The organism is Candidatus Pseudomonas auctus (assembly GCF_048654275.1).
GTDB classification, from domain to species: Bacteria; Pseudomonadota; Gammaproteobacteria; order Pseudomonadales; family Pseudomonadaceae; genus Aquipseudomonas; species Aquipseudomonas pharyngis.
In genome coordinates this window covers 98933-115144 of the sequence record NZ_JBJYZK010000017.1, presented here as the reverse complement: position 1 = coordinate 115144, position 16212 = coordinate 98933, and the positions used below count along the sequence as shown (strand labels likewise).

Genomic DNA, 16212 nt, shown 5'->3' with positions numbered 1-16212 from the left:
TGCGGCTGTTAATGCAAACCAGTTGCAGTTGAACAGGAAGACGACGAACTCGAAAAAAACCTGAATTTTATTTTGAAATTATTTCCTGGCTGCCGTCGGCAAGGGTGCGCACGGCCACCGGAAGGATGTTCGGCAAGGCCTTGAGCAAGGCATCGGTGTTGTCGGATTTGAACACGCTGGTCAGGCGCAAATTGGCCACGGCGGAGTTGGCGACTTTCAGCGGCTTGTCGCGATAACGCGACACTTCCTCGGCGACTTCGCTGAGGCTGGCGTTGTTGAACACCAGTTTGCCGCTGCGCCAGGCCGTCAGCTCCGCCGGGTTGACCGCATAAGCTGGCGCCACTTTGCCCTGGGCATCGATCCGCGTGCCGAGGCCGGCGGTGAGGCTGATGAAATCGGCATCGGCCGCATCACGGCCCTGTACCTTGACCGTGCCCTGCTCCACCGCGACCCGGGTCTGCGTCACGTCGCGGCGCACATCGAAGCGGGTGCCAGTGACCGTGACCTTGCCGCTGCCCGCCTCGACCACGAACGGACGGGACGTGTCGTGCTCGACGCTGAACATCGCTTCGCCTTCGGTCAGCTCGATGAGCCGCCGATCCTTTTCGAAACGCACCTGCAAGCGGCTGCGGCTGTTGAGGTCGATCACCGAGCCGTCCGGCAACGCCACATGCTTGCGCTCGCCGAGCGCGGTGGCGAATTCGGCGCTGTAACCTTGCGGATGATTCAGGCCGCTGAACAGCCCGAGCCCAAGCGCCACCGCGACCACGCTGGCCGCCACGGCGTAACGCAACAACGGACGGCGTTCGCGCCGCGCCGGCGGGGTTTCGCACAGGGCCTTGAGCCGTGGCGCTGGCAGCAGATCCGCCGCCGTCCACAAGCCTTGCAGCAACTGGAATTCGTCACGGTGCTGGGGATGTTCGTTCAGCCACGCGTCGAAGCGCTGCTGTTCGTCGACGCTGACGGCCGGCTCCTGCAAACGCACAAACCAGCGTGCCGCGTCATCGCGCACCGTTGTTTGCCCGCACGCGCAATCACGAGTATCCATCATGGAATGTCCTGTTTGGCTGGGGATGAAAAGACGCCACGGCTCATGATTGCGCCCCGTCCAGGCGATCACGCAGATGCCGCAGGGTGCGGATCATATACTTTTCCACCATGTTCTTGGACAGGCCCAGGCGCTCGGCGATTTCCGCCTGGGTCAGGCCCTCGATCTTCTGCCAGACGAAAATCCGTCGGCAGTTGACCGGCAGCTCCGTGAGCGCGCGTTCGATGGAATCGGCCAGCTGGATCGCATGCATGTAATGCTCCGGGTCGCCGGTCGGCGCCTCACTGAGATCGATCGCCTCCGACTCCATGGCGCCCCGCCGGTCCTCACGCCGATAGCCGTCGACCGCGATGTTGCGCGCGGTCTGGTGCAAATACGCCCGGGGTTGCTGCACCGCCGACGAATCGGATTCGAGCACCCGCACAAAGGTGTCGTGCGCCAGATCCTCGGCCTGCGAGCGATTGCGCAGGCGACGGGTCCAGGTGCCGATCAACTCTTCGTAATGCTCGAGAAAGCCGGGTCTGCGGGGCAGCATGGGGGTCATTGCGGCGTGCTGAAGAAAGGGGCGTGAATAGTAATGCTTCCTATTAAGCCGAAGCAATGAATTCCTCGGGACTGCCGACGAAGCTGTTTTCCCTATCCCTTCGGCGCTCTAATTCGCGGCAGTCCCTGCCTTGCGTGGACAGAACCACCCGCGTACCAAGCCCCCTGGTATTCACCGTCCATGGCTCTAATGAAAAGCACCGCGATAGTCGCGGTGCAGTTTCCATCCCGCCAGGCTGCCAAGCCACTCTGGCTGAACAGCCCTTGATGCATGGCGGCTCAGCCTTTTTCGTCAATACCCGCTTGAAGTGACTGACTGTCGAAATGACCGCTGACGGTCACCGGACCAACTTTCAGATTGCCGTTTTCAAGGGACACCTTCGGTGCGTTTTCTTCGGTTTTGTGTGGCAGGTCCAGGCCGGCTTTTACGCCGTAGTCGTGGTTGCTCAGGTCGCTGCTGCTGACCTTTGAACCGCCCAGATCGACTTTGCCTTCGTTGGCGGAAATCCGCGCGCCGGTTAGCTGGGTAGTGCCGCCGACAGTGAGATTCACACCCTGACCAGCGCTAATGCCGGAAGCCTGTTTCACGCTGTCCTTGTGCGCGTATTCGCCTCCGGCTTTCAGCGTTGGCTTGTAGTCGGTGCCAGCCAGTTTGCCCTTGTCGTCGGCCGGGGTCTTCTTGGCGGTCAGGCCCAGATCCACGTCAACCTTGGCGTGAGTGCTGGAGTCCTGACGGCTTTCGACCGACAGATCACCGGCCACGTTGCCGCTGACATTGCGCGCATCAATCCGCGCACCGCTCAGGCTCGCATCACCGGCGCTGTTCAACACCACCGTGTCAGCCTTGATCTGACTGTTCTGCTGGGTGGTGCCTTGCAGGTAGTCCACGCCGACCTTGGCCCCGGCATTGAAGCCGTGATCGCTGCTGACTTTTTCATCGGCGGCGGTCGGTGTGCTTTTGCTCAGATTGCCACCGGCATTCAACGCCACATTCCAGTTGTTGCGGTTGTCGGTGGACTGCGCGGACTCCTGAACGAAACCGCCCTTCTGCGCGTCGATGCTGACGTTTGGCGCGCTGACCTGAGTGCCTTGCAGGTGCACCGAATCGCCGCTCAACGCGATGCCGTTCTGGCTGTTGAGCTGGCCACCGCTGAGGGTCCGGGTGTTCTCGTCGACCCGGCCGAGGTTGAAATTGCCGCTGAGGTTGCCGCCCTGATCGCGGCTCTTCTCGCTGCTGGTCTTGCTGCCGCCGGCCTTCAGGCCGCCGCCGAGATTGCTGCCGGTGGCGACGTGCGAATCCGTGGCCGCTTGCAGGTCGAGCTTGCCGTCAGCTTTGAGGTCGATAGCACCAGCGCTGTCGATCTTCGAGCCCTGCTGAACCTGATTGCCGCCGCTGCTCAATTGCACCGGGCCGTTGCCGCTGATACTGGCGACGTGCGCCTGGCTGTCGGTGGTCTGGTTGCCTTTGTGATCGAGCTGGAACCCGGCGCCGAGATCGACATTGGTGCCGTCAGTGCCCGGCAAGGTGCCGACGGTCAGCGAACCGTTGCCGCGCAGGCTGGAGCTGTCGCTGCTCTGGCGGTCGTTGGCCTGATTGAGTGCCAGGTCCCCGCCGGTCTTGACGCTGACACCGCCCTGGCCGCCATCGAAACGGCTGCCTTCGAACTGTGCGTCGCGGGCGACATGGATGTTCACGCCCTGATTGCCAGCGTAACCGCCAACCACCGAAGTGGAGCTGTCCTTGCTCGACTGGCTGCTGCCACCCGCGCCGCTGCCGGCAACGTTCACGTCTTCACCGGTCTTGGTGTAGACGCGCACATCGACCTTGGCATCCACCGATTTTTCGGTGCTGCTGTGGGTGTTGTTCGCGGCATCGGCCACCAGTTTGTCGGCGCTGATGTTCACTTGGCCGGCGCTGGCGTTGTACTGGGTGCCCTGGTCGTGCAGCGTGCCGCCGACCTTCACGTCCACGGTCTGGCCGTCGACCCGGCTGACCACGGCGTTGCTGCCCTGCTCGGTTTTATCGGCGCCGGCATGACCGATTGCCACGTCGATCCCGACGTTCGGCTGACCGAGATTGGCCAGTGCGTCCTTGTCCGGCACCTTGCCGTCGAGCACGTCTTTCACTGCGCCGGCAATCGGCCGGGCGATGTCTTTGTACTCGACGTTGGCGCCGATGTCCGCCGACCAGTTGCTCTCGCTGTGGGTGCTGCTCTCGGTGTTGCTGGCGGCACGGTTGTCGACTTCGTTGGCGGTGACGTTCAGACCTTTGCCGGACTTCAGTTGCGCGCCCTCGGTGGCGAGTTTGTCAGCGTTGATGTTCAGGCTGCCGCTGCTCTGCACGCCGGTGGTTTGCGCGGTGGTTTTGCCGGTGGTGTCTTGCGAGGTGCTGTGCGAGAAATCCACGCCGCTGCCGGCGCGGTCGAGGCCGCCGGTGTAGTAGAAACCGCCGCCGGTGCTGCGGGTTTCGGTCGAGGTGCTGTGGCTGTCCTGCTCGGCCAGCAGCGAGACGTTCTTGCCGCTCAGGGTGGTGTCGCCGGCGGTGGATTTCACCTCAGCGCCCTTCAGCGTCAGATCGCCGCCCGCCTTCACCTGCACGCTGCCGCCGCTGAGGCTGGAACCCTGCTGGGTGACGTCGTTGGTGGTGACGGTTTGCGCCTTGTCTGAGTAATGCACGCCGGCGCGATATTGCTCCGCCGTCTGCTCCTTGGCATAAGCGTCGAAGCCACGGGTTTGTGTGCTGTTGCTGCTGTCGTGGGTGTTCTGCGCCGAATGCACATTCACGTCACCGGCCGCCTCCGCCGTCAGCGAACCACCGGCCTTGACCGTGGAACCGGCGACTTCGATGTCCTTGGCGCTCTTGAGCTTGAGGTTGCTGTCGGAAGCCAGCTCGCTGCGCACCGTGGTGCTGTCCTTGCTGTTCTGCCGGGACTCGTCCTTGGTGATGCCGAAGAACTTGCTGTCCTTGTCGTGATTGTTGCTGTGCGAGGTGTCCTGCACGCCGTCGATGGTCAGCGAACCGTTGTCGCTGATCACGCTGGCGTCCTTGGCGCCACGCACCTGGCTGCCGCTGATGCGCACGTCGTCGGCCTTGACCACCAGTTTGCCGGCCGCGTTGACCTTGCTGCCCTGATGCTGGGTCTGGCCCTTGTCGGCGTCGCCGGTCTTGCCGAAGAAACCGCCGCCGACCAGGTCACCGGAATAGCGGTTGTCGCTGCTGCGATGGGTGCGGGTCGCGGTGGTGATTTCCACTTGTTTACCGGCCAGTTGCAGATCGCCGGCGCTGTTCAGCTCGGCGCCTTCGGAGCGCAACAGTGCAGCGGTTTGCAGCGCGATGTTGCCGGCCTTCAACTGGCTGGTGACGCTGCGCTGCTCTTCGCTGCTGCTGTCCCAATCGGCTTTCCACAGGTGCTTGCGGTGCTTGCCCTGATCAGTCCGGGTGTGGCTTTCAGAGGCGGCGGTCAGGCGCAGGTCACCGCCGCTTTGCACGCTGAGGTTGTTCTTCGCTTCGACCTTGGCGGCTTTCAGTTCGGTGTCTTTGCCGGAGGACAGTTGCGCGTCGCGGCTGGCGACGATCTGGCTGCCGTGCTGGCGCGAATCGCTGTCGGTCCTGGTGCGTTCGTAGGTTTCCCAGGTGATGCCGATGGTGCTGTTGTTCCAGTTCTCGCGCTGCTCCTGGAGCTTGCGGCTTTCGACGGTGGTCAGGGTCAGGTTGCGTTTGGCCTCGACCTTCACGTCGCGACCACTGACATCGGTGGCGGCCAGCGTCAGGTCCTTGCCGCTGTGCAGGCCGACGTCGCCCTGGCTACTGCGAATGCCGGCACGGGGCACGTCGAGGCTGTCCGGGATCGCCTGGCCGCTGACGCTCAAGTCGCCCGCCGAACGAATCTGCACGCCGTCACGTCCGGCGACTTGCACCGCGCCCACTTTCACGCCCGCGCCTTCTGCGGTGCTGACGATGTTGATGCGCCCGGCCTGCATCGCGCCGAACAGGCTGGCGTCGATCCGCTGATCGGTGGTGTTGCCCGCCGGGTCCACGGCTTTCACCTGGCCGCTGGCGTAGTCGATCTGATTGCGCCCGACGGTGAGGTTCAGTTGATCACGGGCAGTGATCGCGCCCTGGCTGTCGATGCGCGGCGCGATCAGGTTGATCGAACCTTCGCCGTTGCGCAGGCCGCCGCCCTGAATCTGCAACTGACCGGTGGCGTCGCGGGTGCTCAGGGCTTGCAGCTTGCCGTCGTTCAGCTCGGGACGGCCGACCAGCAGATTGGCGTTCGGCGTGTTGATGAAACTGCCGCCGTTCACCGAAATGCCGTTCGGGTTGGCGAGCACGTAGTCGGCGGCGCGACCGAAGATTTCCTGGGCGCCGTTGATGGCCGACGGGTTGCGGCTGATCACTTCGTTGAGGATCACGCTCGCGGCCTGGCCCTGCAATTGCGGGTTGGCCGCCAGTTGCCCGGCAAGCTGCGATTGCCCGGCCTGAAGGGCGTTGTTCAGGACCAGGCCCTGACGGTCGACGTTGTAGTCGAGGAACTGGTTGTGCGACAGACCGGAGCCGTTCGGCGCGACGATGTTGACGATCGGGACGCCGCCCTGGGTCTGCAATTGCGCGGTGCCGCCGGGGCCGGGCGCAACCACCACACCGCCGGCCATGGCGCCCGGCAGGTGAGCGACCAGAAACAGGCTGGCAATCGCCCAGCGCAGTTTGCCCCGCGGGGAAAGATGAAACGCAAAGGTATTCATTGGCATAAAAAACTCTCCATGTAGTGCGGCATCACGTTGCGCGTTGAGTTGAAGGCCACGGCTGTCGCGCTCAGGTCCGATGGCTGTTGTTCACTGACGTTCATAACTGCAATCCGACCCGCATCAGCCAGGTTTCAGGCTCGCGTTGCAGGCCGGTCGGGGTGTTCAGGCTGCGTTGGTAATCGACATCCACTTGCAGGTTTTTCCAGCCCAGGTTGAGGCCGATGCTGGCGCCGCTCAGGCGTTGAACCGGGGCGCCGTGATCGGCCTTGATCCAGCCGTGGTCGAGACCGACGCGCGGGGTGAGCTGCATCGGCAGATCGCTGCGCAACGGCAGGCGCAAGGTGTTGCGCCAGATCGCGCCGCTGGCGCCGGACGCGCTGCTGACCCGATAACCGCGCACGGCGGAATCATCGGTGCCGAGCAGTTGTTCGATGGCTGGCAGCGGATCCGGGCTGTACTGCAAATTGAGTTGGCTCTGCCATTGCCAGGCTTGCGCGCCGAGCTGGCCGTTGCGCCATTGGCTGAGGCCGGCGCGGTACTTGCGAAATTGCGCCTTGGGTAGGTTGTTGACCTGGCGATCGGCATCGTCGTCGGCGCCGAACCCGCTTAAACCCTGGGCGTAATTGACGTCGAGATTCCACACCGCGCGGTCGAGCCAGAACAGATTGAGCCCCGCTTCGGCCACAGTCAGAGTCGGGCTTTGAATACCGAGGCGGACATTTTCCAGATAGCTGTCGACGTCCTTGTGCGCCAGTTGCAGGTTGGCACTGAGCTGATGGCTCTGGTCACGCCACAACACCCGGTCGGCGCGCAGGCTGAGTTGATCGGTGATGCCGGTGCTGTGCAGGGTCGCCGCGCTGAGTTTGAACGGCGCGCGATACTCGGCGTGGCTGGCGAAGGTGCTGAACGTCCAGTAACCGTAGGGAATCGCGTAATAGAGGCTGGCGTTGCGGCTGTAGCGGTCGCCCTGATTAAGGGTGTCGCTGGCGCTGAGGCTCAACAGGTCGTTGAGTTCGAGCGGGCTGTCGAGGGTCAGGCTCAGCGTGTCGCGATCACGACCGGTGCTGGCACTGCCGAGGTTGTCGAAACCGGCACCGAGGGCCCAGCGTGACTGCCCGGAAGTACGTGAACGCAAGATGATTTTTGACGCACCGGGCTGGCTGCCGGGGGCGATGTCGGCGGTCAGATCGAGCGAGCGCAGACGGTTCAACTGATCCAGACCCTGCTCCAGATCCCGCAGGTTCAGCGGTTTGCCGAGCATGCCTGGGAACGCGCCACCGAGGGAAACCGGCAGGCTTTGATCCGCCAGTTCGATGGACTCGATGTAGCCTTCGTCGATCAGGATATCCAGCGACTGCCCCGCCGCCGGCGCACTGCTCAGGTACGGCCGGCTGGCGACGTAGCCCTTCTCCACGTACAGCGCGGTGATGGTCGCCAGCAGATGGTTGATCTGGCCGACACCCATGCACGGCGCCAGCAGCGGTTTGATCCGGGCGTTGAGTTGGTCTTTATCGATCAGCGTGACACCGCCGATGCGCGTGCCGCTCAAGGGCCAGCAGCGCGCGTCGGGTTTGATCGATTCAGGAATGGCCGGTGTGGCCGGGGTCGGGCCGAACGCGCCGCGCTCCAGTTGGCGCTTGCGCTGTTCGAGTTGCAGTTGTTGCAGATCGCGCTGTTGCAGTTGTTGCTGGCGCAGCACTTCCTGGCCAGGGGCTGGCGCTTCGACGGCGAGAACGCTGGGCGCACACACACTCAACAACAAGGCCGACAACAGCGGGCGCGGCAGGGAACGACTACTGGAAACAGCGCAAAGCGAATACGGCACTCAACATCCTTGCAATCAACTGGCGTAATGCCACCCCATCAATTGCGGTGATAGTCAGAGCCTTCCTACACAAATGCAAGACGCTTCCTACAGCGCTTACATTTCTTAAACAAATGGTCAGCTTCTTCTTTCAACAACCTTCATCTGACGACCGGCGATAAAAATCAATTGCCACAAAATATTACTCGCGTCATATTACGGTCGTAATAGCCATTCCGCTTTCTCAGGTATTACGCCATGACCAGCATGCCCACCGTAGAACCCGATCTCGCCGCTCCGGTCAGTGCTCCCAAACCTCCCCTGCTCAAACGCCTGCTGTTGCCCACTGCGGGTTTGGCCGCGCTGGTGTTCGCCGGCCTGTATGCCGTGCATTGGTGGGGCACGGGGCGATTTCTCGAGGAAACCGACGATGCCTACATCGGCGGCGACGTCACGGTGATCGGACCGAAAGTCGCCGGTTACATCGAGGAAGTGCTGGTCAGCGACAACCAGAAGGTGAAGGCCGGCGACGTGCTGATCCGCCTCGATGCCCGCGACTACCGCGCCAATCTGGCCAAGGCTGAAGGCGCGGTCGCCGCTGAGGAAGCGCTGCTGGCTAACCTCGATGCCACCGAACAACTGCAGCAAGCGGTGATCGGTCAGGCCCGCGCCGGCATCGATGCCGCCAGCGCCGAAACCGCCCGTTCGCGGGACGACAACGCGCGCTACAAACGCCTGGTGACCACCAACGCAGTCTCGGTGGAAAGCGCGCAACGGGCCGACGCCACCTTCAAGACCGCGCAAGCCTTGAGCGCCAAAGCCCAGGCCGAATTGCTGGCCGCGCAACGCCAGCTCACCGTGATCGAAACCCAGAAACAACAGGCCCGCGCCGCCCTTCAGCAAGCCCGGGCCGAGCGTGATCTGGCGCAACTCAACCTCGGCTACACCGAACTGCGCGCTCCGGTTGACGGCGTGATCGGCAATCGCCGCGCGCGGGTCGGCGCTTATGCCCAGGCCGGTTCGCAGCAGTTGTCGGTGGTGCCGGCCAGCGGCCTGTGGGTCGATGCCAATTTCAAGGAAGACCAACTGGCGCGGATGAAACCCGGCCAGCGCGTGAGCATCCGCGCCGACGTGTTGTCCGGCCAGGAATTCCACGGTCGCCTCGACAGCCTCGCCCCGGCCACCGGTTCGCAGTTCAGTGTGCTGCCGCCGGAAAACGCCACCGGCAACTTCACCAAAATCGTCCAGCGTGTACCCGTGCGGATCCTGCTCGACCCGGCGGACGGCGTGCTCGGCCACCTGCGTCCGGGCCTGTCGGTGACCGCTGAAGTCGACACCCGCGCCCAACCTGAAACCACGGCTGTGGCCAGCGCGCCATGAGCACAGCCCTCACCGCCGCCGCGCAGCCATTCAACGCCGCCGAGATGGCGACGGCGACCAAAGTGTTCGCCTTCGCCACGATGTGCATCGGCATGTTCATCGCGCTGCTGGACATCCAGATCGTCTCGGCCTCGCTGCGCGATATCGGCGGCGGGTTGTCCGCCGGCACCGATGAAACGGCGTGGGTGCAGACCAGTTACTTGATCGCCGAGATCATCGTGATTCCGCTGTCGGGCTGGCTGTCGCGAGTGTTCTCCACGCGCTGGCTGTTCTGCGCTTCGGCGGTCGGCTTCACCCTCGCCAGCCTGCTCTGCGGCATCGCCTGGAACATCCAGAGCATGATCGCCTTTCGCGCGCTGCAAGGGTTTCTCGGTGGGTCGATGATTCCGCTGGTGTTCACCACCGCGTTCTTTTTCTTCACCGGCAAACAGCGGGTCATCGCCGCTGCCACCATCGGCGCCGTGGCTTCGCTGGCGCCAACATTAGGCCCGGTGATCGGCGGTTGGATCACCGACATTTCCTCCTGGCACTGGCTGTTCTACATCAATCTGGTGCCGGGGATTTTCGTCGCCGTGGCGGTGCCGATGCTGGTGAAGATCGACCAGCCGGAACTGTCGCTGCTCAAGGGCGCGGACTATTTGAGCATGGTGTTTCTGGCGCTGTTTCTCGGTTGCCTGGAATACACCCTCGAGGAAGGCCCGCGCTGGAACTGGTTCAGCGACCAGACCATCCTGACCACCGCATGGATCAGTGGCCTCGCAGGCCTGGCCTTCATCGGCCGCACGCTGCACGTGGCCAATCCGATCGTCGACCTGCGCGCCCTCAAGGATCGCAACTTCGCCCTCGGCTGCTTCTTTTCCTTCGTCACCGGGATCGGCCTGTTCGCGACGATTTACCTGACGCCGCTGTTTCTCGGCCGGGTGCGCGGGTACGGCGCGCTGGACATTGGTCTGGCGGTTTTCTCCACCGGGGTGTTCCAGATCATGGCGATTCCGCTGTACGCCTTTCTGGCCAATCGCATCGATCTGCGCTGGATCATGATGGCGGGCCTGGCGTTGTTCGCCTTGTCGATGTGGGAATTCAGTCCGATCACCCATGACTGGGGCGCCGGAGAATTGCTGCTGCCACAAGCCCTGCGCGGAATCGCCCAGCAACTGGCGGTGCCGCCGGCAGTAACGTTGACGTTGGGTGGCCTGGCACCTGCGCGGCTCAAGCATGCGTCGGGCCTGTTCAACCTGATGCGCAATCTGGGCGGTGCAATCGGAATTGCGGCGTGCGCGACCATTCTCAACGACCGCACCAACCTGCACTTCACCCGGTTGGCGGAGCATCTGAACAGCAGCAACGAAGCGGTGAATCAGTGGCTGGCCCAGGTCGGCGGCAACTTTGCCGCGCTGGGTCAGAGCGGCGATGTCGGCCTCACTGCCAGCCTGCGTCAGCTGTGGCTGCTGACCTACCGTGAAGCGCAGACGCAAACCTACGGCGACACGTTCCTGATGATCATGGTGTGCTTCGGCATCGCCACGGCGATGGTGCCCTTGATGCGCAAGGTGCAACCGCCGGCCGCGCCGAGTGCCGATGCACATTGATCGATCAGGCCTGTGGGGTTTTACGGAAGCCCACGGCCAGACGGTTCCAGCTGTTGATGGTGCTGATCGCGACCGTCAGGTCGACCATTTCCTGAGGCGAGAACTGCGCAGCGACCACTTCGTAGTCTTCGTCCGGGGCGTGGGTCAGGCTCAGCTGGGTCAGGGTTTCGGTCCACAGCAGCGCGGCGCGTTCACGTTCGGTGAAGAACGGCGCTTCACGCCACGCGGTCACGGCGAACAACCGGCGCGGGGTTTCGCCGCCCTTGATCGCGTCGGCGGTGTGCATGTCGATGCAGAACGCACAGCCATTGATCTGCGAAGCGCGCAGCTTGACCAGTTCGATCAGGTTTTTTTCCAGCGGCAATTTCGAGACGGCGGTTTCCAGGGCGATCATCGCTTTCAGGGCATCTGGGGACGCGGTGTAGAAATCGATACGAGGTTTCATGGCGACTCTCCGGGGCAAGTGAATGTGGGGCTACGTTAGTCCCGGCGTCCGGACCGGCAAATAGCCAATCTCCCGGAAGATGGGTAGGCCACTGCGCGGGTGTCAGAAAAGAAAGTGTGAATGGGCAATTGCCAGCACTCGTTGCGCGCCACTAGAATGCGATCAATTCTTAATTGCACCCTAATCGCACTCTCGATTGCATCTCTGGCAACGGACGCCCGAAACGAGTACCTGCCCTCCATGTCGTCCCTCGATCAGCCGTTGAATCAGCAAGTCCAGACGCTCTACAGCGAACACCACGGGTGGCTGCAGGGCTGGCTGCAGCGCAAGTTGGGCAACCGCTGCGAGGCGGCCGACCTGGCGCACGATACGTTCCTGCGCTTGCTCACCCGCCAGGTGATCAAGCCGCTGGGCAGCGAACCCCGGGCGCTGCTGACGCACATCGCCAAAGGCCTGATGATCGATCGCTGGCGGCGTCAGGACCTGGAGCGCGCGTACCTGGAAACCATCGCGCACCTGCCCGCCGCCGAAGTGCCGTCGCCGGAAACCCGCTACCTGATTCTCGAAACCCTGTGGCGCATCGAAGCGCTGCTGCGCGAACTGCCCGAGCAAACCCGCGAGACCTTCCTGCTGTCGCAGATCGAAGGCCTGACCTACGGGCAGATCGCCACGCGCCTGAATGTTTCGCTGATCACCGTCAAACGGCACATGCGTGCCGCGTTCATTGCCTGCCTGAGTGTCGCCTGATGAATTCGTCGATGATCAATCCGCAGATTCTCGGCGAAGCCGCCGACTGGCTGGTGCAACTGCATTCCGGCACCGCGACCCCGTCCGACCACCAGGCCATCGCCCAATGGCGCACCCGCAGCGCCGAGCACGCCATCGCCTGGCAACGGGCCGAAGCGCTGTTGGGGGACTTGCGCAGCGTGCCGGCCAACGTCGCGCTCCAGACCTTGAAACGCGCGTCCCGCAAGGAAGGCCTGAGCCGTCGCCAGACCCTCACCCGCCTCGGCTTGCTGTTGATGGCCGGGCCGCTGGGCATCGCTTCGCAGCATGTACCGTGGCAGCAATGGACCGCCGACCAGCGCACCGCCGTCGGCGAGCAGAAGAACCTGCAATTGCCGGACGGCACTCAACTGGTGCTCAACACCGACAGCGCCGTGGACATCGCTTTCAGCCCGGTGGAGCGTCGCGTTCTGCTGCTCAACGGCGAAGTGCTGATCAACACCGCCGCAGACACCAGCGCCCGTCCGTTCATTGTCGAAACCCCGCAAGGCGTGGCCCGCGCACTGGGCACGCGATTCTGCGTGCGCACCGAGGGTTCGCGCAGCCAGGTGTCGGTGCTCGAAGGCCAGGTTCAGATCACCCCGCAACTGCTCAAGCAGAGCGCGATTCTCCAGGCGGGCGAACGCCAGCGCTTCAAGCTCAACAGTTTCGACAGCGCCGAAACCTTCGACACCGCGTCCCTGGCCTGGGACAAAGGCATGCTGCTGGCCAGCAACATGCGTCTGGACGAATTGCTCGGCGAGCTGAGCCGCTATCGCCGGGGCGTGCTGCGCTGTCATCCGGACGTCGCGGCGATGCGCGTGTCCGGGGCGTTTTCCCTGCGCGACACCGACGCCAGCCTGCGTCTGCTCAGCGACACGTTGCCGCTGAACATCAACAGCCTGACCCGTTATTGGCTGTCGGTGGAACCGCGTGTCTGAGCCCTCGGAAAATATTTTCCGTATTCACTGATACCTTTTCGCGACTCGTCCGGTGAGTGGATAGACCTTTCAATTCCACGCCCCCGACAGGAACACCGAATGACCGCAATGCCATCGCCCCGCCCCGCCACGTTTGCGCTCAAGGCCCTGAACCTGAGCCTGGCCCTGGCCTTCAGCGCACTGCTGCCGAGCGCCGCCCACGCCACCGACAGCGTCAGTGAAAGCGCCAGCCGCGCCGTCAACATCGGCCCCGGCCTGCTCAGCCATGTGCTGGCGCAATTTGCGGTCAGCGTTGGCGTGCCACTGTCGTTCGATCCGGCGCAACTGGGTAATCGCCAGAGCCCGGGCCTGCAAGGCAGTTACACCGCGCAGAGCGGTTTTGCCCGGTTGCTGGAAGGCAGCGGTTTCGAGCTGATCAGCACCGGCCACAACGGTTACACCGTGGCTCCGAAAGTCGCGGCGGAAGGCGCGCTGGAACTGGGCGCCACCAACGTCAGCGCCCTGCGCGACGACAGCGGCGATACCTACGGCGGCGAACAGGTCGCGCGCCGCGCGCAGATCGGCATGCTCGGCAACCAGGAGGTCAACGACCTGCCCTTCAGCGTCACCAGCTATACCGCCAAGACCATGGCCGACCAACAGGCCCAGACCGTTGGCGATGTGTTGCTCAACGATGCCTCGGTGCGCCAGTCCAACGGCTTCGGCAACTTCTCGCAAATGTTCATGATCCGCGGCCTGCCGCTGGCCTCCGATGACATTTCCTATAACGGCCTCTATGGCGTGCTGCCCCGGCAGATCATTGCCGTCGAAGCGCTGGACCGGGTCGAACTGTTCAAGGGCCCGAATGCATTCGTCAACGGTGTGACCCCGAGCGGCAGCGGCATCGGGGGCGGGATCAACCTGCAACCCAAACGCGCGATGGATACGCCGACCCGCAGCGTCACCCTCGATTACAGCGCCGACGGTCGGGTCGGCGGGCATCTGGATCTGGGCCAGCGTTTTGGCGAGGACAACCGCTTCGGAGCGCGGGTCAACCTGATGCAGCGCGAAGGCGATACTGCCGTCGATGACGAAGACCAGCGCTCGTCGCTGTTCAGCGTCGGCCTGGACTATCGCGGCGATCGCCTGCGGGTCTCGACCGATTTCGGCTATCAGAAGCAGGTGATCAACCAAGGGCGCTCAGTGATCTACGTCGATTCGAGCCTGACCAAAGCCCCCAAGGTGCCGCACGCCAACGCCAGCTATGCCCAGAGCTGGAGCTATTCGCAACTCGAAGACACCTTCGGCATGGCCCGCGCCGAATACGACCTGAACGACAACTGGACGGCCTACGTGTCCGGCGGCGCCAAGCACACCCGCGAGAACGGGGTTTACTCGTCGCTGACCGTTACCGACCTCAACGGCAACGCCCGTGGCGGCATGCTCTATTCACCCCACGACGAGGACAACCAGAGCGCCATGGCCGGGCTCAACGGCCGTTTCGACACCGGCCCCGTTACGCACCAGTTGAACCTCGGCTGGGCTGGCATCTGGGGCGAGCAGCGCTCGGCGTTCGAAACCATCGGCACCGCCGGGCGCTACAGCACCAACCTGTACAACGTCACCGACAAGCCGCGCCCGGCGCCCACCTCGTTCGCCAGCGACATCAATGACCCGCGCATCACCGGCAAGAACACCCTGCGCAGCGAGGCGATTTCCGACACCCTCGGCTTCATCGATGACCGCATCCTGCTGACCCTCGGCGTGCGCCGCCAAGAGCTGAAAGTCGACGGCTGGAGCACCGCCACCGGCGCCCGCACCTCCAGTTATGAAGAGTCGATCACCACCCCGGTCTACGGCCTGGTGATCAAGCCGTGGGAGCATGTGTCGTTCTATGCCAACCGCATCGAAGGCCTGGCCAAGGGCCCGACGCCGCCGACCACCGCGATCAACCGCGACGAAACCTTCGCCCCGGTGCGCAGCAAACAGATCGAGGCCGGCGTGCGCCTGGACATGGGCAGCTACGGCGCCAACCTCGGCGTCTATCGCATCGAGCAACCGTCGAGCTACACCCAGGACGGGATCTTCCGGGTCGACGGCCAGCAGACCAACAAAGGCGTGGAACTCAACGTCTACGGCGAACCGCTCGACGGCCTGCGCCTGCTCAGCGGCGCAACCGTGATGAAGACTGAACTGGAAGGCAGCAGCAACGGCGTGAATGACGGCAACCGTGCTGTCGGGGTGCCGCGCTTCCAATTCAACCTCGGCGCTGACTGGGACATTCCGGGCCTCGAAGGCGCGGCCCTCAGCGCGCGGATGTTGCGCACCGGCGGCCAGTACCTGAACGCGGCGAATACTCAAAGCATTCCGGCGTGGAACCGTTTCGACCTGGGCACGCGCTATGCCTTCAAACTGGATGAAAAGCAGATCACCCTGCGGGCCAATCTGGAGAACGTCGCCAACGAAGCTTACTGGGCCTCGGCCAACGGCGGTTACCTGACCCAGGGCACGCCGCGTACGCTGAAGGTGTCGGCCACCGTGGACTTCTGACCGCTCGTCATCCGGCCGGCACCAAGGGTTCGGCGCGTCTGACCAATATCAGGTAATCCCCTTTCCGGAGACAGACCATGATGACGCGCAAACTCACCTCGCTGTTGTTGATCGGCCTGCTGGCCACAGGCTCAGCCGCGACATTCGCCGCCAACGACGGCGCCGATGCCACGGGCACCAAATCCGGCTCGACCAATGGCTCGCCCATGCCACCGGACAATACGCCGGGCTCGCCGTCCGGCGGCAGCACTTCCGGCGGCGGCACCGGCACCAACGGCGGTGCCAGCGGTTCAGGCTCGGGAGCAGGAGGTGGCACTGGTTCGGCCGGTGGCGGCACGGGCGGCGCCGGCGGTGGCACTGGCGGATGAACGAACAAGAGCAGGCCGTGGTAAACGCCATGGCCTGTGTCTGAACCCTATCGT

Annotated in this window: 11 protein-coding genes; 6 read left to right on the top strand and 5 right to left on the bottom strand. The window is 63.7% G+C overall.

Translation table 11 applies throughout. From position 1 onward, the window contains the following. Positions 1-67 precede the first annotated feature (67 nt). The 4 genes from ACKUG4_RS25320 to ACKUG4_RS25305 form a co-directional block, all read right to left on the bottom strand. A complete protein-coding gene (locus tag ACKUG4_RS25320) occupies positions 68-1051 on the bottom strand; it encodes a FecR family protein (protein WP_445435082.1) in 984 nt (327 codons plus the stop codon). 40 nt (positions 1052-1091) lie between these two features. After that, positions 1092-1592 carry a sigma-70 family RNA polymerase sigma factor gene (locus ACKUG4_RS25315; RefSeq protein ID WP_064598003.1) on the bottom strand — a complete coding sequence of 167 codons (501 nt, stop codon included), beginning with the start codon at positions 1590-1592 and terminating at the stop codon, positions 1092-1094. Positions 1593-1870: 278 nt separating this feature from the next. Beyond that, positions 1871-6340 (bottom strand): hemagglutinin repeat-containing protein, encoded by a 4470-nt coding sequence (locus ACKUG4_RS25310; RefSeq protein ID WP_445435081.1) that lies wholly within the window; start codon positions 6338-6340, stop codon positions 1871-1873. Positions 6341-6434: 94 nt separating this feature from the next. Further along, a complete protein-coding gene (locus tag ACKUG4_RS25305; RefSeq protein ID WP_064598007.1) occupies positions 6435-8162 on the bottom strand; it encodes a ShlB/FhaC/HecB family hemolysin secretion/activation protein in 1728 nt (575 codons plus the stop codon). Between the two features lie 237 nt (positions 8163-8399). Here ACKUG4_RS25305 and ACKUG4_RS25300 point away from each other — a divergent pair, with 237 nt between their 5' ends. Both ACKUG4_RS25300 and ACKUG4_RS25295 read left to right on the top strand, forming a co-directional pair. Continuing rightward, a complete protein-coding gene (locus ACKUG4_RS25300; protein ID WP_064380928.1) occupies positions 8400-9521 on the top strand; it encodes an HlyD family secretion protein in 1122 nt (373 codons plus the stop codon). Continuing rightward, complete coding sequence (locus tag ACKUG4_RS25295; RefSeq protein ID WP_085613167.1) at positions 9518-11110, top strand: DHA2 family efflux MFS transporter permease subunit; 1593 nt, start codon at positions 9518-9520, stop codon at positions 11108-11110. The genes ACKUG4_RS25300 and ACKUG4_RS25295 overlap by 4 nt, the downstream gene beginning before the upstream one ends. A gap of 4 nt (positions 11111-11114) precedes the next feature. Here ACKUG4_RS25295 and ACKUG4_RS25290 read toward each other — a convergent pair whose 3' ends face one another. Then, positions 11115-11555, bottom strand: a complete 441-nt coding sequence (locus ACKUG4_RS25290; RefSeq protein WP_064598013.1) for a carboxymuconolactone decarboxylase family protein — start codon at positions 11553-11555, stop codon at positions 11115-11117. Between the two features lie 240 nt (positions 11556-11795). On the opposite strand from ACKUG4_RS25290, the gene ACKUG4_RS25285 reads away from it, so the two are divergent. The 4 genes from ACKUG4_RS25285 (at position 11796) to ACKUG4_RS25270 (ending at position 16158) form a co-directional block, all read left to right on the top strand. Continuing rightward, the gene (locus ACKUG4_RS25285) at positions 11796-12302 is read left to right on the top strand and encodes a sigma-70 family RNA polymerase sigma factor (RefSeq protein ID WP_445435080.1); all 507 of its coding nucleotides are present in this window, start codon (positions 11796-11798) and stop codon (positions 12300-12302) included. Continuing rightward, on the top strand, positions 12302-13261 hold the full coding sequence (locus ACKUG4_RS25280; protein WP_445435079.1) for a FecR domain-containing protein: 960 nt from the start codon (positions 12302-12304) through the stop codon (positions 13259-13261). The genes ACKUG4_RS25285 and ACKUG4_RS25280 overlap by 1 nt, the downstream gene beginning before the upstream one ends. Before the next feature lie 99 nt (positions 13262-13360). Then, positions 13361-15790 (top strand): TonB-dependent siderophore receptor, encoded by a 2430-nt coding sequence (locus tag ACKUG4_RS25275; RefSeq protein WP_445435078.1) that lies wholly within the window; start codon positions 13361-13363, stop codon positions 15788-15790. Between the two features lie 77 nt (positions 15791-15867). Beyond that, positions 15868-16158, top strand: coding sequence for a hypothetical protein (locus ACKUG4_RS25270; RefSeq protein ID WP_085648174.1), 291 nt, complete (start codon positions 15868-15870; stop codon positions 16156-16158). Positions 16159-16212 lie beyond the last annotated feature (54 nt).

Bases quoted from the DNA above. Each gene is read 5' to 3' on its own strand.
- ACKUG4_RS25290 (WP_064598013.1), bottom strand. From the start codon at position 11,555: ATGAAACCTCGTATCGATTTCTACACCGCGTCCCCAGATGCCCTGAAA.
- ACKUG4_RS25295 (WP_085613167.1), top strand. From the start codon at position 9,518: ATGAGCACAGCCCTCACCGCCGCCGCGCAGCCATTCAACGCCGCCGAG.
- ACKUG4_RS25270 (WP_085648174.1), top strand. From the start codon at position 15,868: ATGATGACGCGCAAACTCACCTCGCTGTTGTTGATCGGCCTGCTGGCC.
- ACKUG4_RS25310 (WP_445435081.1), bottom strand. From the start codon at position 6,340: ATGCCAATGAATACCTTTGCGTTTCATCTTTCCCCGCGGGGCAAACTG.
- ACKUG4_RS25300 (WP_064380928.1), top strand. From the start codon at position 8,400: ATGACCAGCATGCCCACCGTAGAACCCGATCTCGCCGCTCCGGTCAGT.
- ACKUG4_RS25280 (WP_445435079.1), top strand. From the start codon at position 12,302: ATGAATTCGTCGATGATCAATCCGCAGATTCTCGGCGAAGCCGCCGAC.
- ACKUG4_RS25275 (WP_445435078.1), top strand. From the start codon at position 13,361: ATGACCGCAATGCCATCGCCCCGCCCCGCCACGTTTGCGCTCAAGGCC.
- ACKUG4_RS25315 (WP_064598003.1), bottom strand. From the start codon at position 1,592: ATGACCCCCATGCTGCCCCGCAGACCCGGCTTTCTCGAGCATTACGAA.
- ACKUG4_RS25285 (WP_445435080.1), top strand. From the start codon at position 11,796: ATGTCGTCCCTCGATCAGCCGTTGAATCAGCAAGTCCAGACGCTCTAC.
- ACKUG4_RS25320 (WP_445435082.1), bottom strand. From the start codon at position 1,051: ATGATGGATACTCGTGATTGCGCGTGCGGGCAAACAACGGTGCGCGAT.